Annotated in this window: 20 protein-coding genes; 4 read left to right on the plus strand and 16 right to left on the minus strand. The window is 68.1% G+C overall.

Features of this window, described 5'->3' with window-relative positions; genetic code table 11:
• Positions 1–3: 3 nt before the first annotated feature.
• From ABU113_RS00375 to ABU113_RS00400, 6 genes are all read right to left on the minus strand, one after another.
• Complete coding sequence (locus ABU113_RS00375) at positions 4–1404, minus strand: aromatic ring-hydroxylating oxygenase subunit alpha (RefSeq protein ID WP_454557482.1); 1401 nt, start codon at positions 1402–1404, stop codon at positions 4–6.
• 140 nt (positions 1405–1544) lie between these two features.
• Complete coding sequence (locus tag ABU113_RS00380; RefSeq protein WP_454557483.1) at positions 1545–2720, minus strand: vWA domain-containing protein; 1176 nt, start codon at positions 2718–2720, stop codon at positions 1545–1547.
• A 132-nt stretch (positions 2721–2852) separates the two neighbouring features.
• Positions 2853–3983, minus strand: coding sequence for an L-lactate dehydrogenase (locus tag ABU113_RS00385; RefSeq protein WP_454557484.1), 1131 nt, complete (start codon positions 3981–3983; stop codon positions 2853–2855).
• Between the two features lie 59 nt (positions 3984–4042).
• On the minus strand, positions 4043–5569 hold the full coding sequence (locus ABU113_RS00390; protein ID WP_454557485.1) for a bifunctional aminoglycoside phosphotransferase/ATP-binding protein: 1527 nt from the start codon (positions 5567–5569) through the stop codon (positions 4043–4045).
• On the minus strand, positions 5566–6222 hold the full coding sequence (gene udk / locus ABU113_RS00395; protein ID WP_454557486.1) for a uridine kinase: 657 nt from the start codon (positions 6220–6222) through the stop codon (positions 5566–5568). The genes ABU113_RS00390 and udk overlap by 4 nt, the downstream gene beginning before the upstream one ends.
• A 27-nt stretch (positions 6223–6249) precedes the next feature.
• Positions 6250–7098, minus strand: a complete 849-nt coding sequence (locus ABU113_RS00400) for an AAA family ATPase (RefSeq protein ID WP_454557487.1) — start codon at positions 7096–7098, stop codon at positions 6250–6252.
• Between the two features lie 230 nt (positions 7099–7328).
• On the opposite strand from ABU113_RS00400, the gene ABU113_RS00405 reads away from it, so the two are divergent.
• Entirely contained in the window at positions 7329–8027 is a 699-nt protein-coding gene (locus ABU113_RS00405) for a GGDEF domain-containing protein (protein ID WP_454557488.1), read from the plus strand.
• A 17-nt stretch (positions 8028–8044) separates the two neighbouring features.
• Here ABU113_RS00405 and ABU113_RS00410 read toward each other — a convergent pair whose 3' ends face one another.
• The 10 genes from ABU113_RS00410 to ABU113_RS00455 form a co-directional block, all read right to left on the minus strand.
• Complete coding sequence (locus tag ABU113_RS00410) at positions 8045–9037, minus strand: esterase/lipase family protein (RefSeq protein WP_454557489.1); 993 nt, start codon at positions 9035–9037, stop codon at positions 8045–8047.
• Positions 9038–9112: 75 nt separating this feature from the next.
• Positions 9113–9826, minus strand: a complete 714-nt coding sequence (locus ABU113_RS00415; protein ID WP_454557490.1) for a F0F1 ATP synthase subunit B family protein — start codon at positions 9824–9826, stop codon at positions 9113–9115.
• An 11-nt stretch (positions 9827–9837) separates the two neighbouring features.
• Positions 9838–10326: a F0F1 ATP synthase subunit B family protein gene (locus ABU113_RS00420; RefSeq protein ID WP_454557491.1), complete on the minus strand. Its 489-nt coding sequence runs from the start codon at positions 10324–10326 to the stop codon at positions 9838–9840.
• 103 nt (positions 10327–10429) lie between these two features.
• Positions 10430–10654 carry a F0F1 ATP synthase subunit C gene (locus tag ABU113_RS00425; protein ID WP_454557492.1) on the minus strand — a complete coding sequence of 75 codons (225 nt, stop codon included), beginning with the start codon at positions 10652–10654 and terminating at the stop codon, positions 10430–10432.
• Positions 10655–10698: 44 nt separating this feature from the next.
• Positions 10699–11463 carry a F0F1 ATP synthase subunit A gene (locus ABU113_RS00430; protein WP_454557493.1) on the minus strand — a complete coding sequence of 255 codons (765 nt, stop codon included), beginning with the start codon at positions 11461–11463 and terminating at the stop codon, positions 10699–10701.
• A 3-nt stretch (positions 11464–11466) separates the two neighbouring features.
• Positions 11467–11784, minus strand: a complete 318-nt coding sequence (locus tag ABU113_RS00435) for an AtpZ/AtpI family protein (protein ID WP_454557494.1) — start codon at positions 11782–11784, stop codon at positions 11467–11469.
• Positions 11785–12074: 290 nt separating this feature from the next.
• Positions 12075–15806, minus strand: a complete 3732-nt coding sequence (locus tag ABU113_RS00440; RefSeq protein ID WP_454557495.1) for an AAA family ATPase — start codon at positions 15804–15806, stop codon at positions 12075–12077.
• A 16-nt stretch (positions 15807–15822) separates the two neighbouring features.
• A complete protein-coding gene (locus ABU113_RS00445) occupies positions 15823–16575 on the minus strand; it encodes a thioredoxin domain-containing protein (protein ID WP_454557496.1) in 753 nt (250 codons plus the stop codon).
• A gap of 137 nt (positions 16576–16712) precedes the next feature.
• Entirely contained in the window at positions 16713–17432 is a 720-nt protein-coding gene (locus tag ABU113_RS00450; RefSeq protein WP_454557497.1) for a thioredoxin domain-containing protein, read from the minus strand.
• Complete coding sequence (locus tag ABU113_RS00455; RefSeq protein WP_454557498.1) at positions 17429–17962, minus strand: DUF721 domain-containing protein; 534 nt, start codon at positions 17960–17962, stop codon at positions 17429–17431. Before ABU113_RS00455 ends, ABU113_RS00450 begins: the two co-directional genes overlap by 4 nt.
• Positions 17963–17989: 27 nt before the next feature.
• Here ABU113_RS00455 and mutY point away from each other — a divergent pair, with 27 nt between their 5' ends.
• From mutY to ABU113_RS00470, 3 genes are all read left to right on the plus strand, one after another.
• Positions 17990–19051: an A/G-specific adenine glycosylase gene (gene mutY, locus ABU113_RS00460; RefSeq protein ID WP_454557499.1), complete on the plus strand. Its 1062-nt coding sequence runs from the start codon at positions 17990–17992 to the stop codon at positions 19049–19051.
• A 159-nt stretch (positions 19052–19210) separates the two neighbouring features.
• A complete protein-coding gene (locus ABU113_RS00465; protein WP_454557500.1) occupies positions 19211–20953 on the plus strand; it encodes an N-acyl-D-amino-acid deacylase family protein in 1743 nt (580 codons plus the stop codon).
• Positions 20954–21194: 241 nt separating this feature from the next.
• Positions 21195–23447 (plus strand): TonB-dependent receptor, encoded by a 2253-nt coding sequence (locus ABU113_RS00470; RefSeq protein WP_454557501.1) that lies wholly within the window; start codon positions 21195–21197, stop codon positions 23445–23447.
• Positions 23448–23571 lie beyond the last annotated feature (124 nt).

Below are 23571 nucleotides of genomic sequence, written 5' to 3' on the forward strand. Positions count from 1 at the left end.
ATTTCAGCGCGCCAGATACTTGTCCAGCGTCTGCTGGAACTGGCGGATACGCATTTCCTGATAGTTGCCGAACTCGACCTTGTTGTTGGCGGAAGCCTTCAGGCCGTCCTGGACATAGGGCAGGTTGTCCATGTCCTGGTCGAGGATGGGGCCGAACGACCCCCAGTCCTTGTAGGCGGACCATGGCTCGTCCGGGCCCAGCAGGTGCATCGGCACCGCGCGCGGCATCGGCGCGTCCTTGGGTTTGCGGAACAGCATCCGCACTTCCATCAGGGTATGGTCCTGGTCCGGCCACGGCCGCCAGCGATAGACGATGTTGGCCATGAAGCCGCCCCACGGCGAGAAGTTGGGGAAGACATTGTAGGTCCAGTTCTCCAGCACGTCGGCGTCGGTGGCTTCCGACGCGTCGTAGCCGAGATCTTCCAGGTAGATCTTGCGGTGAGCCGCCGCCAGGAGGTGGCGGGCCTTCTGGCCGGGCTCGACCTTGAGCGCGTCGAGCGTCGGATCGGAGCGGCCGGCGAACTGCTTGTAGCTGTCGATGATGTCCTGCTCGCTGACCCCGGTGCCATAGAGGTGCGGCGAGATCACGCCGAACGGCTGCACCGCCCGGTTCACGTTGTCGCCGTAGATGTCGTAGCGGCTGTTGGCGTCACCGAGGAAGGGCAGGATCTGCGGGTGCGTCTCCAGCGAGTGCCAGGCCTCCATGAACGCTTCCATCACCGCCTTCCAGTTGGCCGGCACCACCTTGGCCACCCACAGGCCAGTGTAGCACTCGTCCAGCCGCCAGCGCTCGAAGTGCTTCGGCAGCGGGTCGAGGAAGTCGAGCAGGTCCGGCGCGTCCGGGTCTTCATTGATGAAGATGAACCCCATCCAGCGGGCCACCCGCACTTCCGGCAGCTGCATCTTGTCGTCGGTGAGGTGGGCGAAGTCCCAGCGGCAGGGGATTTCCTTGATGCTGCCGTCGATGTTCCAGGTGAAGGCGTGGAACGGGCAGCGGAAATCCTTGGCCGGGCCGCTGTCCAGCCGCAGCTTGCGGCCGCGATGCAGGCAGACGTTGGCGAAGGCACGCACCGAGCCGTCCTGCTGGCGCACCAGCAGATACGACTTGCCGACATTCTCGTAGACGACGGTATCCCCGACCTCCGGCATCTCCTCCTCGCGGGCGGCGAACTGCCAGACCTTCGGCCACAGCTTGGCTTTCTCCCGGGCGAAGAACTCGGGCGCGAAATAGCGGTCGGCGGCAATCGCCTCGGAGCCGAGATAGCGGGTGCTCTCGGCGGCGATGAAATCCGGCAGCTTCAGGCCGCGGCTGTCATCCTCCAGCAGGTCGCTCCACAGCGGTCCCTCGCAGCGGGCATTCGCCAGCGCGTCGAGGTTCACGCCCTTCGCATCGCTATCGGCCATCGAACAGACTCCCTTTTCCCAGCACCCAGGCATTCGTTGGCGCCTGTTATGGCACGAGCGGCGCCCGGCTGTGGCCTAACACAACCGCGAGACTGGTGGCCGCGAGACTGGTGGCCGCGAGATGGCGCGGGACGGGACGATCAGCGGATCAGTTCCCGCATCGCCCGGTCCAGCCCGTCCAGCGTCAGCGGGAACATGCGGCCTTCCATCAGCGTACGGACGATCTCGGTGGACTGGCTGTAGCGCCAGTGCTTCTCGGGTACCGGGTTCAGCCACACCATGTGGGGATAGATGTGCGAGAATCGTTCCAGCCAGACCTGGCCGGACTCCTCGTTCCAATGCTCCACCGAGCCGCCGGGGTAGGTGATCTCATAGGGGCTCATCGCCGCGTCGCCGACGAACACCACCTTGTAATCGTGCGGGTATTTGTGCAGCACGTCCCACGTCGGCGTGCGTTCCGACCAGCGCCGGCGGTTGTCCTTCCACAGGCTCTCGTACGGGCAGTTGTGGAAGTAGAAGAACTCCAGGTGCTTGAACTCGGAGGTCGCGGCCGAGAACAGCTCCTCGCACAGCTTGATGTGCGGGTCCATCGAGCCGCCAATGTCGAGGAACAGCAGCACCTTGACCGCGTTGTGGCGCTCGGGCCGCATCTGGATGTCGAGCCAGGCCTTGCGGGCGGTCTCGCGGATGGTGCCGTCGAGGTCGAGTTCCTCGGCGGCGCCGGTGCGGGCAAACTTGCGCAGCCGGCGCAGCGCCACCTTGATGTTGCGGGTGCCCAGTTCGACGTCGTTGTCGAGGTTGCGGAACTCGCGCTTGTCCCAGACCTTGATCGCCCGGTTGTGCCGGCTCGATTCCTGGCCGATGCGCACGCCCTCGGGGTTGTAGCCATAGGCGCCGAACGGCGACTTGCCGGCGGTGCCGATCCATTTGTTACCGCCCTGGTGGCGGCCCTGCTGTTCCTCCAGACGCTTTTTCAGCGTCTCCATGATCTCGTCCCACGAGCCCAGCGACTGGATCTGCGCCATCTCCTCCTCGGTGAGGTAGAGTTCGGCCAGCTTGCGCAGCCATTCCTCGGGGATTTCCACCGCCTCGGTGCCGAAGCTGGTCTCCAGCCCCTTGAACACCTTGCCGAACACCTGGTCGAAGCGGTCGAGCAGGCTTTCGTCCTTCACGTAGGTCGCCCGCGACAGATAGTAGAAGTCCTCGATCGACAGGCCGATGACGCCGGATTTCAGCGCCTCCAGCAGGATCAGGTGCTCCTTCAGCGAGGCGTTGATCTTGGCCTCGCGCAGTTCGGAAAGGAAATTGAGAAACATGGTCGGTCCAGAAAACAGCGGCTTGTGAAGGCCCCACCATGGGGACGCGGCGGAGCGGGATCAACAGTAATCCGATTTTACCCGGCCGCCAAACCGTGACAGGGCGGTGCCGTGACAGGGCGGTGTCACGCATCAGGCCGCGTCGAGCAGGTGGCGGCCGGCCTGACGCAGGTCGGTGCAGCCGGTCAGCGCCATCGCCACTTCCAGTTCCTGGCGCAGGTGTTCCAGCATCGACGCGACGCCGGCCTCGCCGCCGGCGGCCAGCGCGAAGGCCCAGGCGCGGCCGAGCAGGCAGGCGCGGGCGCCCAGCGCCAGCGCTTTCAGTACGTCGAGGCCCGAGCGTACGCCGCCGTCCATCAGCACCGCCAGATCGTCGCCGACGGCATCGACGATGCGCGGCAGGGCGGCGATGCTGGACAGTACGCCGTCGAGCTGACGACCGCCGTGGTTGGAGACGATGACGCCTTCGGCCCCCAGCGCCCGGGCCTGGCGGGCGTCCTCGGGGTCAAGAATGCCCTTGATGACGATCGGGCCCTGCCAGCTCTGGCGCACCCATTCGAGGTCGCGCCAGGTGACGCTGGGGTCGAAATTGGCGCGAATCCAGTTCCAGTAATGCGCCATGCTCTGGCCGTCGGTGACGGCCGAGGCGATGTTGCCGAAATTGTGCGGCCGGCCGTTGAGATAGACGTCCCAGAACCAGCGCGGGTGGCCGAGGCCGTCCCACGCCTGCGCCAGCCGGCCGGCGGCGGCGTTGCGCGCCTCGCGGTAGCGGGCGCCGGGCACCGGCAGATCGACGGTAAACACCAGCACCGGCGCGCCGGCGGCCTGGACGCGCGCCAGCAGCTCGCGCATGTAGCCGCGATCGCGGATCATGTAGAGCTGGTACCAGGGCGGTGTCTCGACGTTGCGACGCAGTTCCTCGATGGCACAGATGCCGACGGTGGACAGGCAGAACGGCACGCCCTGGCGCTCGGCGGCGCGCGCCGCCTGCACCTCGCCGCGCCGGGCGTACATGCCGGCGAAACCGACCGGCCCCAGCGCCACAGGCATGCCCAGCGTCTGGCCGAACAGTTCGGTGCTGAGCGACAGCGCCGAGACATCCGCCAGCACCCGCTGGCGCAGCGCCAGGGTCTGGAAGTCGCGCACGTTGCGGGCCAGCGTCTCCTCGGCATAGGCGCCGCCGTCGATGTAGTCGAACAGCACCCTGGGCAGGCGACGGCGGGCAAGCGCGCGGAAGTCATCAATGGTGACGGCAGTGCTCATGGTGCGGTGTTCCCCCGGTTGGTGCCGGGCAAGACAGTGGCGGGCAGGCGCGCGCGCCGTCAAGCGTCGAGCAGGTCGCGGGCTTCCGTCAGCACGGCGGCGGATGGCCGGTCGGTGGCGAGGCGGTGCCAGTCGAGCCGGCCGAGGCGCTCCTGCTGCTGGCGGCGGATCACGCTGGCCGTGGCGTCGGAGGCGTCCCCGCTGCGCGCGTCCGCCCGTGCTTCCAGCAGGGCGGCCGGCGCCTCCAGCCACAGCCCGGTGAACGGCACGGCGTGCCGTGTGGCCAGCGCCTCGACGCGCCGACGCGAGGCGGGATGCAGGAAGGTGGCATCGGCGATGACGCTCCAGCCGCGTCGCAGCGCCGTGCCGGCCTGCCGGGTCATCACCGCATAGACGCGGCGACTGACCCCGGCGGTGTAGGCGCCGGCCGGCAGCGGCGTTTCCGGCGTCATGCCGTGCAGGCGCTTGCGGATGCCGTCGGAACGCAGCCAGATGGCGCCGGGCACCGGCGGCAGGGTGGGCGCCAGCGCGCCGGCCAGCGTCGACTTGCCACTGCCGGACAGGCCGCCGACGGCGATCAGCCGGGGCTGGCGGGCTTCCAGAAAGGCCAGCGCGGCGCGCGCATAGTCGTCACCGGACCGGCCTTCCAGCGTCGCCACCATGGCCCGCACGGCCGCCCGCACCGCCAGGTAGAAGGGTAGCAGCGACAGGCCGGCATAATCGCCGGTGGCTTCCAGATAGCGGTTGAGCAGCCGGCTGGCATAGTCGGCGCGGCCGCGGTCGGCGAGATCCATCACCGGAAAGGCGAGATCATACAGCAGGTCGGTGCAGGCGATGTTGTCGTCGAACTCGATGGCGTCGAACGGCGTCGGCTGGCCTTGCCACAGGCACCAGTTGCGCAGGTGCAGGTCGCCGTGGAGGTGGCGCACCAGCCCCGCCCGGCGGCGGCGCTGGATTTGCGGCAGATGGGTGGCCAGCCCCGCGCCCAGGGCGGCGACCAGGCGGTCGCGACAGGCCGGCTCCAGCGTGTCCGGCCCGGCGGCGCGCAGGCCGGCACAGAGGTCGGTGACGGTACGGGTGAAGATGCGGCGGGTGAAGTGGCGTGGCGCCGGCGCGGCGGCAGCATGCAGGGCGACGATCCGGTCCGCCATGGCGTCGACCAGTGCCGGCGTCAGCGTGCCGGCGGCCAGCAGCCGGTCGAACTGGCTGGCGTCGGGGAAACGCGCCATCGATACCAGCCAGTCGACCGCCGGCCCGTCGACTTCCTGGCCATCACCGCCGCGCGCCAGGCCGCCGTCGGGCGTGCGGGTGACGGGCAGCAGGCGGTAGTCGAGCCCCGGCGCGAAGCGGCTGTTGATGGCGACCTCGCGTGCGCAGGCCGTGTGGCGCAACGCCAGCGTTGAATAGTCGAGGAAGGGAAAGCGGCGGGCGCGCTTGAGCTTGAACACGCGGTCGGGCAGCAGGAACAGGTGATGGCCGTGGGTGGTCACCCGCTCGGGCGTCTGTCCGCCATGCGTGGCGGGGTCGGCGAGAAACGCCACCACCGCGCTCTGGCCGGCCTCGCCAAGGTCGGGCGCGCCGGTCATGGCACGCGGATTGTCAGGTGATGGTCGATACGGGCGGCGATGCGCGCGGCGAAATCGGCGACGCTGGCCTCAAGGGGACGCGGCTGCTCGGGCTCGTGCAGCACCAGGTCGGCGACCGCGCGGCCGGGCTCGGTGAACAGCCGGTGCATCGGCCGCACGGTGGCCAGATACTGCTGCACCACCGAGTCGATGGTGCGGCCCCGTTGCGCCACGTCGCGCAGCATCCGCCGCGACAGCCGCACATCGTCGGGCACGTCGATATAGACGGTGAGATCGAACTGCCGGCGCAGACCGGGGGAGGCCAGCAGGTGCAGCCCCTCCAGCACCATCACCGGTGCCGGGCCGACCCGCAGCGTGTCGGTGGTGCGTCGGTGGCTGGTGAAGTCGTAGCGCGGCTGCCGCACCGTCTCGCCGCGCCGCCAGGCGGTCAGGTGGTCGGCCAGCAGGGCGTGGTCGCGCGCCTCCAGATGGTCGAAATTCACCGCCAGCGGGTCGAACCCGGGCCGCGCACCGTGGTCGTGGTAATAGTCGTCCTCGCTGATCAGCACCGCGCCACGGTCCGCCAGCTTGTCCACCAGCGCCCGCGACACGCAGGATTTGCCCGACCCCGACCCGCCGGTGATGGCGACGAAGAAGGGGGCAGGGGCGCTCATGTTGCGGGTGCCTGTGGTCGGACGGGCTTACTTGTCGCCGCCGCGCCGGGCCATGAATGCCAGCTTCTCGAACAGCATGATGTCCTGCTCGTTCTTCAGCAGCGCGCCATGCAGCGGCGGGATCAGCTTCTTGGGATCGCGCGACTGCAGCACGTCCACCGGCAGGTCCTCGTGCATCAGCAGCTTCAGCCAGTCCAGCAGCTCGGAGGTGGAGGGCTTCTTCTTCAGCCCCGGCACCTCGCGGATGTCGTAGAAGATGTTGAGCGCCTCGCGCACCAGTTGCTTCTGGATGTCGGGGAAGTGGACATCGATGATCGCCTGCATGGTGTCGCGGTCGGGGAACTTGATGTAGTGGAAGAAGCAGCGGCGCAGGAAGGCGTCCGGCAGTTCCTTCTCGTTGTTCGAGGTGATGATGACGACGGGGCGGTTCTTCGCCTTCACGGTCTCACCCGTTTCGTAGACAAAGAACTCCATGCGATCGAGTTCCTGCAACAGGTCGTTGGGGAACTCGATGTCGGCCTTGTCGATCTCGTCGATCAGCAGCACCGGCGTCTCGTTGGCGGTGAACGCCTCCCACAGCTTGCCCTTGCGGATGTAGTTGGCGATGTCCTGCACGCGCGGATCGCCGAGCTGCGAATCCCGCAGGCGGCTGACGGCGTCATATTCATAGAGGCCCTGCTGCGCCTTGGTGGTCGACTTCACGTGCCACTCGATCAGCGGCACATCGAAGGCGCGGGCGACTTCGATCGCCAGCACGGTCTTGCCGGTGCCCGGCTCGCCTTTCACCAGCAGCGGGCGGCGCAGCGTGGCGGCGGCATTGACGGCGACCTTGAGATCTTCGGTGGCGACGTAATTGGATGTTCCGGCAAAACGCATGGCAAGGGTCTTTCGATAAAAGGGTCTGAAGTGAAGCCGTAGCCTAGAGGCGGTGGCCGGCCAGGGCAATGCGCGATGATGCTCTAAAATATTATGTTGTCGATAGTTAATGACCTGGCAAGAAAGCGGTATTAGAGTTGTCCCATCGTCGAGTGGCCTGAGAGTGCCAGGGGCAGCGCATGAAGATTTCTGAACCTCGTCGACCCGCCGCGAGCCCCGTGGTTGGCGGCGTGTCCCGTGCTGGCGGCGTGACGCCGGCGGCGCCGGCGGGGGCGGCGGCGCCAACGGCACCGGCGAATCCGGTGGACCAGGTGAAGCAGACCCTGCTCGGCATTCCCGCTCATGAGCTTACCGAGCGGGTGCGCGAGGCGCTGGTGACGCTGATGTCCGAGGTCGAATCGCTGCGTCGCGAACTCGACCGCAGTCAGCAGCGCATTCTCGAACTGGAGAAGCTGGCGGATACCGACACGCTGTCACCCATCGCCAACCGCCGCGCTTTCGTGCGGGAACTGGCGCGGGTGATGAGCTATGCCGAGCGTTACGCGGTGCCGACCTCGCTGCTGTTCTTCGATGTCAACGATCTCAAGATCATCAATGACACCTATGGCCATCCCGGTGGTGACGCCGCGCTGATGCACGTGGCCGACACGCTGGTCTCCAACGTCCGGGTGTCGGACGTGGTGGGCCGCCTGGGCGGTGACGAATATGCCGTCATTCTCACCCATGCGACCGAGGAGCAGGCGCAGGTGAAGGCCGACAGTCTGTCGAAGGCCATCGCCGAGCGCCCGGCGATGTTCGGTGACAAGATGATTCCGGTCAGTGCCTCGGTTGGCGTGTATTCCTTCGGTCCCGGCGAAACACCGCTCGATGTGCTCGCCAAGGCCGATGCGGCCATGTATCGCCGCAAGCAGGCGCGCAAGGCGCGCTGAACGGCCCGCGAGGTGTGTCAGCGGGTGGTGGGACGGACCGCGAAGGAGCCGCTGCGCAGGAAGCGACGGGTCGCCTGAACAACCGTCGGATTCTGCGCCATGCCCATGTGCATGACGGGCAGCACCAGAAAATCATCCATGTTGTCGGTTCGGGTCTCCTCGACCTTGACGATGCCGTCGTCATCGCCGGCGAGCACCGGGTTGAAGCCAAGCGTGTTGCCGCGGCCGCCGGCAATGACGCCAAACCGCACTGATTTCGGCATGGTGCCAATGAACTTCGCACGCTCCGGCAGCAGGTCGTTGGCCGACGCGGTGACCGCGGCGCGTGCCAGCGGCCGCAGCATCGAGGCCAGTGTCGCGCCCTGGTTGGGGGTGCCCAGCATCACCACGCCGGTAACGGGGACGGGCAGGCGCTCGAACGACGGCCGGGCCAGTGCCGAGCGGGTGACCAGGCCGCCAAGACTGTGGGCGATGATGGTCACGCTGTCGTAGTCGCGCGGATCAAGGTTGAGCAGTACCCGTTCCAGGATGTTGCCATGCAGGATCAGGCTCTGCTCGGTGGAAGGGTAGGTGACGGAGGTGACGCTGTAGCCGTCGGCTTCCAGGCCGCGCTGCATCGGTCCCCAGATATTTTCCGCCGACGCCAGGCCATGCACCAGCAGCGCGAGCTTGCGGCTGCGCGGGCGGACGTTCTCCTTCCAGCGCAGATAGGCGAGGGCCTGCCGGCAGACCGGCTCGCTGCCGCGCGCGCGCAGCCGCTGTTTGCCGTCCACCAGCCGGAACTGGCCGGAGTAGAAATGCTGCTGGATTTTCCAGCCATCGTAGATCAGCCAGTCCGACCACAACGAGGGAGATTCGATCTGCACCGGTACCGGTTTGACCATGCCGGTTGCCGGCGGCTGCGGCTGCGGCGCCGGGATCACGGTGGCGGCAGGCTCGGCAGGCGCTGCCGGCGGCACCGCCACCGGCTTGTTGTCGCCGGCCTTCTGGCAACCGGCCAGGGTCAGCATGGACAAAGAGAAGGCCGCCAGAATGGCGGCCTTGCTCAAAGGATAACGCGGTGCGCGCCGGGGGGCCATGGCGCCTCAGTGCAGCCGCTGCCCGACATCGGCAATGGCGGTGTCGACGAGCTGGGCGCGTCCTGCGTCGGACAGCTTCTCGGCGATCAGCTTGCGGGCGGCTTCCGCGCCGATGCTGGCGGCGGTTTCGCGAATCTCGTCAATCGCGGCGCGCTCGGCGGCCGCGATCTTTGATTCGGCGACTTCCCGGCGACGCGCCGCCAGCGCCTCGGCTTTCGCCCTGGCGTCGGCGATGATGCCGCTGGCCTCGTTGCGCGCGTTGGCGACGATCTCCACCGCCAGCGCATCGGCTTCCGCCTTCTTGCGCTCCTGCTCGGCCTTCAGCGCTTCCGCTTCGGCCCGCAGGCGCTCGGCCTGGTCGAGCTGGCTGCGAATGCCGGCGATCTGGCCATCGAGGGCCTTGCCGATGGCGGCCGGCACCTTCTTCCACAACAGGACGCCGATGAACAGCAGCATCCCGACCGCGACCCAGCCGGTGGCGTCGAGCGCCAAGAAGGTGTCGTGGTGGGCGGCCTCGCCATGCGCGTCAGCGGCTTCGGTGTGTGCCTCGGCCGCCGCGTCGCCATGGCTTTCGCCAGGAATGGCGGGGGCGTCGAGGTCGGGGCTGGTGGTCACCGGTGCCTCGCCGACGGCCGGCATGTTCGCCATGTCGTGCAGGGCGGGCGTGTCGGTGTCCATGGGAGAGCCGGATGCCATGATGTCTGATGCAGTGTTGCTCACGCGCGGACTCCTCAGGCCTTGACCGCGGCCACCGCGGCGGCCGATTCAGCCGGCGAGGTGGCAAGGCCGGTCAGCTTCTCGACGATGGCGGCGGCGGTTTCGGCGGCGATGCCATCAAGCTCCGTCAGGCTCGCGGCCTTGGCCGCGGCCAGTCGGGCTTCGGCCTCGGCGGCCTGGGCGGCAAGCTGGTCATCCACCACCTTGAGCTGGGCGGCGACATCGGCGGCGGCCGTCGCCTTGGCGGCGGCGGTGAGGCCGAACGCTTCCGCGCGAGCCTTGCGCAGGCCTTCGCCCGACACGTCCTCCGCCTCGCGCGCCACCCTGGTGGCCGCCTCGGCACTGGCGATGTCGGCGGCGATCTTGGCCTGACGGCCCTCGACGACCTTGCCCACCTTCGGCAGCATCGCCCGGGCAATGCCGAAATACAGGATGCCGAAAGTGATCAGCAGCCAGAACAGCTGCGAGGCATAGGTCGATGCCAACTGCTCTAGTTGGGGCATTGTCGTTTCCTCACATCACGACGCGGGGCGCATGCACCCCATAATGAACCGCCACCGCCCGACGGCCAGGCCGGCGAGCGGTGGCAGGCATTCAGTCCGCCGATCAGCCGACGACCAGCAGGATCGCGATGACGAAGGCCAGCAGGCCGAGAAGTTCGGCGGCCGCGAAGCCGATCATCAGACGCGGGAACTGGCTGTCGGCGGCCGACGGATTGCGCAGGGCGCCGCTCAGGAACGCGGCGAACACGTTGCCCACGCCGAGCGCGGCGAGGCCCGCACCGATGGCGGCGAAACCGGCACCCAACAGCTTTGCTGCTTCAGCTTCCATGATGATCTCCTTTTGTCGAAACAGGTTCGGTGGTTGGTCGAAACTCAGTGCAGATTGACCGCGTCGTTGAGATAGACGGAGGTCAGGATCGCGAAAACATAGGCCTGGATGGCGCACACCAGCATTTCCAGCGCCGAGATGCCCACCAGCAGCGCCAGCGGCAGCACGCCACCCAGCGCCAGCACGCCGCCGGCATTGCCCATCGACACGATGAAGCCGGCCAGCACCTTGAGCAGGATGTGACCCGCGGTCATCGCCACGAACAGTCGCAGCGCCAGCGAGAAGGGGCGGATCATGAACGAGACGAACTCGACCGGCACGATCAGCGGCATCATCCACCAGGGCACGCCGTGCGGCACGAACAGCGCCAGGAAGTGCAGGCCGTGGCGGGCGAAGCCCACCGCCAGCACGGTGCCGAACGAGATGATGGCGAGCACCGCCGTCACCGACAGGTGGCTGGTGACGGTGAAGGCGTGCGCGCCGGGGATGAAGCCGACCGGCAGCAGGCCCAGCATGTTGGCGGTGATGATGAACATGAACAGCGAGAAGATGAGCGGGATGAAGCGCTTGCCTTCGGCGCCGACGGTCTGGCTGAGCATGCCGGCGACGAAGGTGTAAACGCTTTCCACCGCGACCTGCCAGCGGCCCGGCACCAGGGTCGGGTTGCGCATGCCGCCGACCATGAACACCCAGATCGCCGCCAGGGTCACCAGCATGAACAACGTCGAGTTGGTGAAGGAGAGGTCATAGCCACCGACAGTGATGTCGGCGATCTTGTGAATCTCGAACTGCGCCAACGGGCTCGCCACGCTCTACCCCATCTTGTCCGGGCCTCGGGTCGTCGTGGACCCACTGGCCTGCCTGAAAATATTCCTGAACGATGCCGCTATTCCAAGGAACAGCATCACCAGCAGGAGCCACGGTTCAGTCCCCAGCCACCGGTCGAGCAGCCATCCGATCAGGACGCCGCCAACGACACCAGCAAGCAGCTCGGTGACGAACCGCATGCCCTGGCCGTAACCGCCGTCTGTCCCAGGCCGGTCGAAACGCTGCTTTTCATGCGCCTGCTTCAGCTCTTCGAGCTGCCGCTGCAGGGCCTCAAGCCGCGCCTTGTCCGGATTCTGTTCCACACGATACCCCCGTCACCGCGCCCGGCGCCGCGATCCTGCGTGGCCGCCAACCGGGGGACTCGCAGGTTAAACAACACCGGGGGGCGCCGAGACCGGCGTCCGCCAAAGCGCGGCTACCCTTAGTGGGGGGGCTTTGCCCTGTCAAGGCGACATTCATCTTTGGGAAAGGAGTATATTTTGAACTAAATCAACGAGTTGTGCTTATTTTGCGGCCCTGCGCCGCCATCAATATGTCGTACAAGGTGTCGCAGGGCGGCTTTGGGCCGGCCGGACCCGCCGCCGGGGGCGTGCTACTCGGCCGCCAGCAGCAGTTCGGCGTGTCGCAGGTCGACCGAAACCAGTTGGCTGACACCGCGCTCGGCCATGGTGACGCCGTAGAGGCGGTCCATCCGACTCATGGTGACGGCATTGTGGGTGACGACGAGGAAGCGGGTCTCGGTCTTGCGGGTCATTTCGACCAGCAGGTCGCAGAAGCGCTCGACGTTGGCGTCGTCCAGCGGGGCGTCCACCTCGTCGAGCACGCAGATCGGCGACGGGTTGGTGAGGAACACGGCGAAGATCAGCGCGCAGGCCGTCAGCGCCTGCTCGCCGCCCGACAGCAGCGACAGCGACTGCAGCCGCTTGCCCGGTGGGGATGCCATGATTTCGAGGCCGGCTTCCAGCGGATCGTCCGATTCGATCAGTTCCAGATGCGCCTGGCCGCCACCGAACAGGGTGGTGAACAGTTCGGAGAAGTGGGCGTTGACCGCCGTGAAGGCTTCCAGCAGCCGGGTGCGGCCCTCGCGGTTCAAGGTGCCGATGGAGGCACGCAGCTTGGCGATGGCGGTTTCCAGTTCGGCGCGCTCGGTGGCCATGGTTTCGCGCTGGGCGTCGAGTTCCTGCAACTCGATGTCGGCGCGCAGGTTGACAGCGCCAAGCCGTTCGCGCTCGCCGCGCTGGCGGTCGAGCTGGGTTTCGAGATCGCGGATCGGTGGCAGCGCCTCGTCGGCGGGGATGCCGAGCTGGTGGAGCAGGAACGGCGGCGGGCACTGGAACTGCTCGCCGACGGTCAACGCCAGCTCCTGGCGGCGGGCGCTGTAGTTCTCGACACCGGCTTCCAGGCGGCCGCGAATCTCGCGCGCCTGCGCCAGCGCCTCGCTGGTCTGGCGAACCTCGGCGTCCTTGCTCTTCAACGCGCCTTCCGCGTGCGCCAGTGCATCGGCGGCGTTCTGCCGGCGGCTTTCGGCCTCCGCCAGCTGGTCGATCAGACGGTTGCGCTGGTCGGCGATCTGCGCCGGCCGGGCCTCGATGGCGGTCAGTTCCTCGCGGGCCTGCGTTTCGCGCTCGCGCAGGATGTCGGCCTGCTGCTGGCCACTGGCGAGCCGGCTGTCCCATGCCGCCGTCTCGACGTCGATCGCCTCGATGCGGCGGGCATCGGCCTGCAACTGGCGCAGCAGGGTGTCGAGGGCCGCCCGTGCTGTCGCCAGATCGGCACGGTGGCGTTCGACGACCCGGCGCTGTTCGCCCACCTCGGCGCCCAGCGCCTCGACGTCCGGCAGCGCGGCGACGGCGGCCTGGGCGGCTGCACGATCGGTCTCGCGGGCGGTCATCTCCTCGTTGAGCCGGCGCTGGGTGTCGTTCAGCCCCTGCAGGCGGGTGTCGCGCCTGGTGGCTTCCTGCTGCAACTGGGCCAGCCGCCGGCGAGCCTGGTCGAGCGCGGCTTCCTGTGTCACACGTTCGGAACGTGCCGCCTTTTCGGTCGCCACCGCCGCGTCCAGGCGGGCCTGGGCGTGCGCCACGGCGGTTTCCAGCCTGGCCTGCGCTTCGGCAATGATCTCCTTCGCTCGCGCGTCGGCCTCGGCGATGGCGGCGCTGCCAGCGGCCTGGGTGGCCTGCTGGCGGGTCTGCGCCTCGGCGAGCGCGGTGGTGCCTTCCTCGGTGACTTGGCTCAGGCGGGCTTGCGCCGCGTCGAGGTCGGTGGCGACGACGGCGCGGCGGTTACGCTGGGCCAGGCGTTCCTGCTCCGAGGCGCTGGCGGGTGCGGCGGCGTGGAAGCCGTCCCAGCGCCAGAGCTTGCCGTCGCGGGTGACCAGGCGTTGGCCGACCTTCAGCTGGGCCACCAGGGCGAGGGCGGCCGCCGCGTCGTCGACGACGGCGATCTGACGCAAGCGCCGTGTCAGCGCGGCCGGCGCCTGCACCAGCGCGGCGAGCGCCCGCGTGCCGGCGGGCAGCGGCGCGTCCGTGCTGGCGTCAACGGCAGCCTCCGACCAGCGCCGCTTGGCCTCGCCGCCGACCGGGGCGTTGAGGTCTTCGGCCAGCGCGGCACCGAGCGCGGCCTCGTAACCGGGCTCGACGGTCAGCAGGTCAATGACCGGCGTGCCGCCGCCGCTGTTCTGGCGGGCGGCGAGCAGACGATCGAGGGTGGCCAGCTCGCTCTTGAGCGAGGTCACGCTGGCTTCCGCCTCGCGGCGGGCGCGGGTGGCGGCCTCGCGGGCAGCCTCCAGTGCCTCGGCGGCGGCGCGGCGTTCGGTCTCGGTCCTGGCGCGCACGGCCTCGCGTTCCGCCTCGGCGCGGGCGCGGGCGGCGTCACGGGCGGTTTCCGATTCGGCGCGGATGCGCTGGCGGGCGGCGTCGGCCTCGCCGCGTTCCTGCTCGGCCCGGCCGATGCGCTCGGCGATGTCCTTCAAGGCGGCCTCGGCGGCGGCGACGGTCGCCTGGGTCTCGCCCAGGCCGCCGTCGTTCATCGCTTCCGCCTCCAGCCGCGCCTTCTCCTGGGCGATGCGGCCAAGGTCCTCGTTCAGCCGGGCAATGCGCTGGCGGGCGGCGTCGGCCTGGGCGTCGAGCGCCCGCTTGCGGGCCACGGTCTCGGCGTTGCGCTGGGTCAGCTCGTCGAACAGCCGCTCGGCGGTGGAGGCGGCGGCCTCGGCTTCCGCGACCGCTTCGCGGGCGGCGGACTCGCGGACGGTCTCGGCCTCCAGCCGGGTGGCGATCTCGGCCCGTTCGGTGGCCAGCCGGGCGAGTGCCGCGGCGCCGTCGGCGGCCAGCGCGTCCTCGCGGCCACGGTCGCGGGCGATGTCCTCAAGCTGGCGGGTAAGCTGCTGGTGGCGCTCGGTGATGCGCTTCTCTTCCGCCGCCAGTTCGTCGCGGGCGATGGTCAGGCGCTGGCAGGCGGCGGCCGCCTCGGCCTCGCTCTGGCGCAGCGCCGGCAGATCGGCGGCCAGCGTCGCCTGTTCGGTGGCCAGCTGCGCGCTGGCGCGGGTCAGCGTCGCCACTTCCGCGTCGATCGCCTTCAGCTGGGCTTCCGACTCCGCCAGCTTCTGGGCCGCTTCCGTCCAGCGCTGGTAGAGCAGGATGGCTTCCGCCCGGCGGATGTCCTCCGACAGCGCGCGATAGCGCTCGGCCTGGCGCGACTGGCGCTTGAGCGCCGCCAGCTGGCCTTCCATCTGGCCCATCACATCGTCGAGGCGGGTGATGTTGCCTTCCGCCGCCCGCAGTCGCTGCTCGGCTTCCTTGCGCCGGGCGTGCAGGCCGGAAATGCCGGCGGCCTCCTCCAGGATGGCGCGGCGATCCGTCGGTTTCGAGGTGACGATGGCACCGATACGGCCCTGGCTGACCAGGGCCGGCGAGTGGGCGCCAGTGGCGGCATCGGCGAACAGCAGCTGCACGTCCTTCTGGCGGACGTCGCGGCCATTGACGCGATAGGCGGAACCGGATTCGCGCTCGATGCGCCGGCTGACCTCGATTTCCTCGTGTTCATTGAACTGGGCTGGCGCCCGCCGGTCGCGGTTGTCGAGCAGCAGGGCCACGTCGGCGAAGTTACGCGACGGTCGCTGGGTGGTGCCGGCGAAGATCACGTCTTCCATGTCGCCGCCGCGCATGGATTTGGCCGAGGACTCGCCCATCACCCAGCGCAGGGCTTCCAGCAGGTTGGATTTGCCGCAGCCATTGGGGCCGACGATGCCGGTCAGCCCGTCCTCGATCCGCATCTCGGTGGGATCGACGAAGGACTTGAAGCCCGACAGGCGCAGCCGCTGGAAGTGCATGGGTGGCGGGCCCTGACTATTGCAGCTCGGCGTCGAGGCGCTGCTTGACCTGCGCCCAGTTATGCGCGTTCTCCAGCTTCTCGCCGTTGACGATGAAGCTGGGCGTGCCGCTGATCTGGAATTTCTGCACGCCCTCCGAACGGACACGGGCAAGCGCCGCCACTTCCGTCTGGTTGCTCAGGCACTGGTCGAACTTGGCCTTGGGGATGCCGAGCTTGCGTGCCCAGGCGTCCAGCCGGCCGGCCTCGGCCAGCGCCTTGAGCTGCTGGTCCTGCGGCAGGGCATTGAGAGCCTTCTGCTGTTCCTCGCTGATCTTGCCGAAGGGTTCGATCCACTGCGCCTGCTTGTCGAAGAAGTTGTCGGCCAGCGGGAAGAACCGGATGGCGCCCTCGCAGCGGGCCAGCAGCGAGGCCGCGTAATCCGGGCCGTTGAGGATAAAATTGCGGAACTCGTACTTAACCTTGCCGGTGGCGATGTAATCGCGCTTGAGCGGTTCCTTCGACTCCATGTGGAAGTCGCGACAGTGCGGGCAGGTGAGCGAGGCGTACTCGATCAGCGTTACAGGTGCGTCGGGGTTGCCCATGACGAAGCCGCCCTCGGGGGTGGCCGCGAGGGTCTTGGTCCAGTCGCCCGGCGTGGTCTGGGCGAGGGGTTCGGTGGTTTGCGCGGCGGGTTCCGGCGCCTTCGCCTCCTCACCGCAGCCGGCCAGGACCGCCAGGATGGCAAGCGCCGGCAGGGTCTTCCGGACAGGGGACAGTGATCTCAACATGTCGTGGTCTCGCGGGCAGGTTTGTCTATTACTGGTGGGGCGACAGTATGGTCCGCCGGACGGCCTTCTGCCAAGCCCCACGGCGGCGGTTATCCACAGGCTTTGGTGGTTATCCACAACATCTGGCCGGCGGTCGATCAGCGTGACAGCATGGCGTTCAGTTGCGGCTGGAGCGTTGCCCAGTCCCCGGTATCGCTCAGTGGCAGGCCATTGAGTACGAAGCTCGGTGTCAGGTGTACGCCGTGGTATTCGGCGCCGAGCTGGCGCAGCTTGAGCACGGCTTCCTGACCTTGCACGTCGGAGAGGCAGGCCTTGACCGAGTCCGCTTTCAGGCCGCGCGCGGTCACCCAGCCGACGAGGCCGCCCAGCTCGGCGATCATGCGCGGCTGTTGTGCCGGCTGGGCCTTCTGGATCGATTCGCCTTGCTGTTCGGTGATCCGGCCGAAGGGCTCCAGCCATTTGTCCTGCTGGGTGAAGAAGGTGTCCGTCCACCTGAAAAAGCCGGCCGGGCCCTGGCAGCGCGCTATCAAGGTGGCGGCGAAATCGGGGCCGTTGAGGATGAAGTTGCGAAACTCGTAGCGCAGCTTGCCCTGGGCCGCGAGCTTGCGCAGGGTCGGCATCGCTTCCTCGTGGAAATGGCGGCAGTGCGGGCAGGTGAGCGAGGCATATTCGATCAGCGTCACCGGCGCCTTGGGGTCGCCGATGGCGAAGCCGCCCTCGACGGTCGACTGTATGGCCAGGGCGGGCTGGGCGGCGGGCGCACCCGTCGCCGGTGCCGCGCGGGGCGCCGCCACCGGTGCGGCGAGCAGGAAGGCGAACAGCAGGCCGAGCGCCAGCCGGGAGGCTGTGTGGGTCATGATCCGGACGGTCTCCGTGTGGATGGGGTGGGCGGTACCAGCCGGCCGAGGCGTCGGATGGCCTCGCCGAGGCCGGTGTCGCGGATGCCGCCGGTCGCCTGCTGCAAGGCGGCTTCATCGGCGGGCGACAGCGGGGGTGGCGCGGCGCGGACGCCGGCATGGTCAGCGGGCAGCGGGCCTTGCCTGAGGGCGATGCGTTCGACGGCGGCATAGCCGAAGAAGCGGTTGACCCGCTCGATGATCTGCGGCTGCACATAGGTCATCTGCAGCGCGAAAGGGCCATCGACCTGGATGGTAAGCGTACCGCCGACCCGTTTGCTGGGCGGGAAGCCGAGCTTGAGTGGCAGCGAGAAGCGGGCAAACTCCGGGCCGACGATCTCCGCCCAGCGCGACACGATGGCGGCCTGGGCGAAGCCGAAGCGGCGAAAGGCGGGGCCGGCGATCTTCGGCGCCACCTCGGCCAGCGCGCGCACGCCCCCGCGGCGCTCGCCCGATGGCCGTTTCCTAGCCGTGCTGTCCGGTTTCTTCATGGCGGCCCTTATGCCATAGGGGAGGGGATGTCCGTCCAGTCCCCCGCCGACAAACTGCTTGCCTGGTACGACGATCACGCGCGCGTGCTGCCGTGGCGCGCGCCGCCGGGGGCGCCGCCGACCGACGCCTATCGCGTCTGGCTGTCGGAAGTGATGCTGCAGCAGACCACCGTCGCCACCGTCAGCGGCTATTTCGCCCGCTTCCTCGAACGCTGGCCGGATGTCGCGGCGCTGGCGGCCGCCCCCATCGAGGCGGTGCTGCAGGCCTGGGCGGGGCTGGGCTATTACGCGCGGGCACGCAACCTGCACGCCTGTGCGGTGGCCGTGGCGCGCGATCATGGCGGCCGCTTCCCCGACACCGAAGAGGGGCTGCGGGCGCTGCCGGGCATCGGCGCCTATACCGCCGCCGCCATCGCCGCCATCGCCTTTGGCCGCCGCGCGGTGGTGGTCGATGGCAATGTCGAGCGGGTGGTGGCCCGGCTACGCGCTGTCGATGCGGCCTTGCCGGCGGCGCGGCCACGCCTGCGTGATCTTGCGGACGCCCTGACGCCCGACCGGCGGCCCGGCGATTTCGCCCAGGCGATGATGGATCTCGGCGCCACCGTCTGTACGCCGCGCGCGCCGCGTTGCGACGTGTGCCCCCTGGCGACGGACTGTGCGGCCCGTGCCAGTGGCACGCCGGAGCGCTGGCCGGTGAAGGCGGCAAAGGTGGCGCGGCCGACCCGGCTGGGCGTCGCCTACTGGCTGGAGGCGGAGGATCAGCTGTGGCTGCGCCGCCGGCCGCCGCGCGGCCTGCTGGGCGGCTTGCCGGAAATTCCCTCCAGCGACTGGCAGGACGGGCTCGACATCGCCGCCGCCGTGGCCTCGGCGCCAGTGGCGGCCGACTGGCAGGTGCTACCCGGCCGGGTGGTGCATGTGTTCACTCATTTCCGGCTGGAACTGGCGGTGGCCACGGCGCGGCTCGACCGGCGGATCAACCTCGCCGAGGGTTTCTGGCACCCGCTGGCGGCGGTGGAGACGGTGGGGCTGCCGACCGCGCTGGCCAAGGTGGTCGACCATGTGCAGGCCGCGCGCCGGCGCCTGCTGTAAGCCGGTTGCACGGCCGCGCCCGGCCGGTTGATCTAAGACTACGGAGTTCAACTCCGCATATTTACCGCGTCCGACCCCCATGTTAGCCTCCCCGGCAACAAGCGCCATCAGGCGCGTCCGCGGGCCGTGAACAGGCCGATGACTGGGGGAGAGAACGCCATGCACGACGTGGTTATTCGCGGCGGTTTTGTCGTTGACGGCACGGGCGCGCCCGGCCGGGAGGCCGATGTCGCCATTGATAACGGACGCATTGCCGCCGTCGGTTCGATCAGTGCGCGCGGGCGCGAGGAGATTGACGCGCGCGGCCAGCTGGTGTGCCCCGGCTTTGTCGACATCCACACCCACTATGATGGCCAGGCGACGTGGGATCCGGATATGGCGCCATCAAGCTGGCACGGCGTCACCAGTGTCATCATGGGTAACTGCGGTGTCGGCTTCGCGCCGGCGCGGCCGGACCGCCACCAGTGGCTGATCGGCCTGATGGAGGGCGTGGAGGATATTCCCGGCACCGCGCTCGCCGAGGGCATCGACTGGGCGTGGGAGAGTTTCCCGGAATATATCGACGCGCTCGACCGCATGGCGCGCACGGTGGACGTTGGCACCCAGGTGCCGCATGGCGCGGTGCGGGCTTACGTGATGGGCGAGCGCGGCGCGCGCAACGAGCCGGCGACGGACGAGGACATCGCCCGCATGGCGGCCATCGTCGAGGATGGCCTGCGGGCCGGCGCGCTGGGCTTTTCCACCTCGCGCACGATGATCCACCGCGCCATCGACGGCGAGGTGGTGCCGGGCACCTACGCCAGCCACGCCGAACTGCTGGGCATCGGCGAGGCGTTCCGCCGCGTCGGCCATGGCGTGTTCGAGATGGCCGGCGACATGAACCCGGCGGTGGAGGAATTCGCCTGGATGAGCGAGGTCTCGCGCCGGACCGGTCTGCCGGTGACGTTCGCGCTGCTGCAATCGCCGATCAAGGCGATTCCCTGGGACGAGCAGCTGCGGATGACCGAACAGGCGGTGGCGGCGGGCTCCCGCGTGACGGCGCAGATTTCCATTCGCGGCACCGGGGTGCTGATGAACTGGCGTTCCAGCGCGCACCCGTTCATCACCCGGCCGTCGTGGCTGGCCATCGCCGACCAGCCGTGGCCGGCGCAGCTGGCGCAGTTGCGCGACCCGGCGTTCCGCGCCCGCTTGCTGGCCGAACCCAACAGCCGGCCGCGCATCGACCTGGGGCCGATCGCCGATATCGTCATGGGCGGCTGGCCGATGCAGTTCTCGCTGGGCGACGAGCCGGACTACGAGCCGGGGCCGGAAAAGAGCCTGGCCGCCATCGCCGAGCGCGAGGGCCGGTCGCCGCAGGAGGTCGCCTACGACCTGATGATGGCGGACGAGGGCCGGGGCTTCATTTATCTGCCGCTGCTCAATTACGCCGACGGCAATCTGGATTTCGTCCACACGCTGCTCAACCACCCCAACACCGTGGTCAGCCTGTCGGATGGCGGCGCCCACTGCGGTGTCATCTGCGACGCGGCGGCGCCGACCTTCCTGCTCACCCACTGGGTGAAGGGGCGCTCGCGTGGGGCGCGCATTCCGCTGGAACTGGCGATCAAGCGCCAGGCGCACGACACCGCCGCGCTCTACGGCCTGCACGATCGCGGCGTGCTGGCGCCGGGGTATCTCGGCGACGTCAACGTCATCGACCTCGACCGGCTGCGGCTGCACAAGCCCTATATGGCCTTCGATCTGCCGGCCGGCGGGCGGCGTTTGCTGCAGCGCGCCGACGGGTACACCGCCACCCTGAAGGCCGGCGTTGTCACGTTCCGCGATGGCGTGGCGACCGGTGCGCGACCGGGCGCGGTCATTCGTGGGCCGCAGGCGACGCCGGCGCGACTGGCCGCCCAATAAGGCTGTCTCCGCCGGGTAACGAACTGGAAAAATTGAGGAAAAATAGAAACCTGGTTGGTGCGGGGAGGTTCCGCACCGGCCGGGGCGGCTGGCATTTCTGCAACACTCTAGAGCATATGCATTAGAAATATTTCATGCATAAAATCTGAAATATCATCGTCATCGCACTGTCACTGACGGTCGCCAAGAAGCCCCCGCGTCGCCGTTGCGGCGCTGCACAATCATGTTCAGGGGGTTTCCCATGCGAATGACCAAGTACCTGTTGCTGTCCACCTGCTCGGCGCTGATGGCGCTGGCGGCAGCACCGGCGCTGGCGGACGATGCCGCCGCAGCCGAGGGTCTTGAGGATATCATCGTCTTCGGTCGCGGCGAGGCGCGCCAGGTTCAGGAAGTCCAGGCTGCCCAGCTGGCGCTGGAAACGCCGGGCGCCAGCCCGCTCAAGGCGGTCGACAAGCTGCCGGGCGTCAACTTCAACTACGCCGACGCCTTCGGCGCCTATGAGTGGTCGACCCGCATCACCATGCGCGGCTTCGGTCAGAGCCAACTCGGCTTCACGCTGGACGGCGTGCCGCTCGGCGACATGAGCTACGGCAACCACAACGGTCTGCACATCAGCCGCGCCATCTCCAACGAGAATATCGGCCGCATCGAAGTCGCCCAGGGCGCCGGTGCGCTGGGCACCGCCTCGACCAGCAACCTCGGCGGTACGCTGCAGTTCTTCTCGAAGGACCCGGACGCCGACATGGGCGCTTTCGTGTCGGGCACCTACGGCAGCGAGAACACCTGGCGCGGCGTGGTCCGGCTGGAAACCGGTGAGATCGCCGCGACCGGCACCCGCGCCTATCTCAGCTACGTCTATCATGACGCCGACAAGTGGAAGGGCGAGGGCATCCAGCGCTACCAGCAGGCCAACTTCAAGGTGGTCCAGCCGGTGGGTGAGGGCAAGCTGACCGGCTTCCTCAACTGGTCCGACCGCAAGGAAAACGACTATCAGGACATGTCGGCCGAGATGATCGGGCGGCTGGGTCATGACTGGGATAATATTTCCGACGATTGGGCGCTCGCCGTTGCCGTCGCCAATGTCTACCAGTCCGGGGGTAGCGTTTATCCGGCGCCGTTCACCAGCGTCGACGATGCCTATTTCGACGCCGCCGGCCTGCGCAAGGACTGGCTGGGCAGCCTCGCCTACGACACCCCGATCGGTGACAAGATCACGCTGCGCCTGCAGGGCTACTGGCACGACAACGAGGGCCAGGGTATCTGGTACACGCCCTATGTCGCGACCCCGGGTGGCGCGCCGATCTCGGTGCGCACCACCGAATATGACATGGTGCGCAAGGGCGTGACCGGCTCGCTCGACCTGGAGCTGGGCAGCCACACGCTGACCGCCGGCTTCTGGTACGAGGACAACCAGTTCAAGCAGGCCCGGCGCTTCTACGGTCTTGACGACGCCGACACTCCGAGCCGCAAGTCCACCAACTACATGAAGAACCCGTTCTATACCCAGTGGTACTTCCAGTATGACACCGACACCGCGGTGCTCTATCTGGCCGACACCTGGAAGGTGGCTGACCAGCTCACCATCAACGGTGGCTTCAAGTCGATCCGCGCCAAGATCAAATCGACCGCGCTGGTGGCCACCGGCTCCAATCCGACGGCCGGTGAAATCACCGCCAAGGACAACTTCCTGCCGCAGCTCGGCATGGTCTATGAACTGAACGACGACCACCAGGTCTTCGCCTCGTTCACCAAGAACATGCGTGCCTATACCCAGGGCACCTTCGGCACCACCTCGGTCGCGTTCGAGGCGATGAAGGACACGCTGAAGCCGGAAACCTCGACCACCTGGGAAGCCGGCTGGCGCTTCCGCTCGTCGGGCCTGCAGGGCTCGCTGACCGCCTTCTACGTCGACTTCAAGAACCGCCAACTGTCGATCGCCGATCCCAACGTGGCGCAGATCGTCGGCGCGGCCTCGACGTTGGCCAATGTCGGCAGTGTGACCTCGAAGGGCATTGAAGCAGCGATCGACTGGAAGTTCGCCGACAACTGGTCGGCCTTCGCCTCCTACGCCTATACCGACGCCACCTACGAGGACGATTACCAGGTGTTCAGTGGCGGCACGACCGTCACCGTCGAGGTCTCTGGCAAGACCGTGGTGGATGCGCCCAAGCACCTCGCCAAGGCGGAACTCAGCTATGACGACGACAACTTCTTCGGCACGCTGAGCGCCAACTACACCTCCAAGCGCTACTACAGCTACACCAACGATGCCTCGGTGAAGGGTCGCGTGCTGGTGGACCTGACGCTGGGCTACCGCTTCTCCGGCTCGCCGATGCTGGAAGGTCTGGTGGTGCAGGGCCAGGTGACCAACCTGTTCGACAAGAACTACGTGTCGACGGTCGGTTCGGGCGGCTTCACGGTGTCGGGCGACAGCATGACCCTGCTGCCGGGCTCGCCGCGCGCCGCCTTCATCACCCTCAAGAAGCAGTTCTGAGGCGATTGACGTGATCCGCATCGCCTGCCGTGCGCCGCAAGCCGGCGGCAGGCGATGCGACTCTTTCTCTCCGTACCCCCTTGCGGTCGCCTGTTCATCCGAGCGGGCGGCCGTCTTTTTTCCT

The organism is Parapedomonas caeni (assembly GCF_041060555.1).
GTDB lineage: Bacteria > Pseudomonadota > Alphaproteobacteria > Sphingomonadales > Sphingomonadaceae > CAUJIW01.

Bases quoted from the DNA above. Each gene is read 5' to 3' on its own strand.
- ABU113_RS00390 (WP_454557485.1), bottom strand. From the start codon at position 5,569: ATGACCGGCGCGCCCGACCTTGGCGAGGCCGGCCAGAGCGCGGTGGTG.
- mutY (WP_454557499.1), top strand. From the start codon at position 17,990: ATGTCCGTCCAGTCCCCCGCCGACAAACTGCTTGCCTGGTACGACGAT.
- ABU113_RS00445 (WP_454557496.1), bottom strand. From the start codon at position 16,575: ATGTTGAGATCACTGTCCCCTGTCCGGAAGACCCTGCCGGCGCTTGCC.
- ABU113_RS00465 (WP_454557500.1), top strand. From the start codon at position 19,211: ATGCACGACGTGGTTATTCGCGGCGGTTTTGTCGTTGACGGCACGGGC.
- ABU113_RS00455 (WP_454557498.1), bottom strand. From the start codon at position 17,962: ATGAAGAAACCGGACAGCACGGCTAGGAAACGGCCATCGGGCGAGCGC.
- ABU113_RS00380 (WP_454557483.1), bottom strand. From the start codon at position 2,720: ATGTTTCTCAATTTCCTTTCCGAACTGCGCGAGGCCAAGATCAACGCC.
- udk (WP_454557486.1), bottom strand. From the start codon at position 6,222: ATGAGCGCCCCTGCCCCCTTCTTCGTCGCCATCACCGGCGGGTCGGGG.
- ABU113_RS00400 (WP_454557487.1), bottom strand. From the start codon at position 7,098: ATGCGTTTTGCCGGAACATCCAATTACGTCGCCACCGAAGATCTCAAG.
- ABU113_RS00410 (WP_454557489.1), bottom strand. From the start codon at position 9,037: ATGCTGACCCTGGCCGGTTGCCAGAAGGCCGGCGACAACAAGCCGGTG.
- ABU113_RS00450 (WP_454557497.1), bottom strand. From the start codon at position 17,432: ATGACCCACACAGCCTCCCGGCTGGCGCTCGGCCTGCTGTTCGCCTTC.
- ABU113_RS00385 (WP_454557484.1), bottom strand. From the start codon at position 3,983: ATGAGCACTGCCGTCACCATTGATGACTTCCGCGCGCTTGCCCGCCGT.
- ABU113_RS00420 (WP_454557491.1), bottom strand. From the start codon at position 10,326: ATGCCCCAACTAGAGCAGTTGGCATCGACCTATGCCTCGCAGCTGTTC.
- ABU113_RS00440 (WP_454557495.1), bottom strand. From the start codon at position 15,806: ATGCACTTCCAGCGGCTGCGCCTGTCGGGCTTCAAGTCCTTCGTCGAT.
- ABU113_RS00470 (WP_454557501.1), top strand. From the start codon at position 21,195: ATGCGAATGACCAAGTACCTGTTGCTGTCCACCTGCTCGGCGCTGATG.
- ABU113_RS00425 (WP_454557492.1), bottom strand. From the start codon at position 10,654: ATGGAAGCTGAAGCAGCAAAGCTGTTGGGTGCCGGTTTCGCCGCCATC.
- ABU113_RS00375 (WP_454557482.1), bottom strand. From the start codon at position 1,404: ATGGCCGATAGCGATGCGAAGGGCGTGAACCTCGACGCGCTGGCGAAT.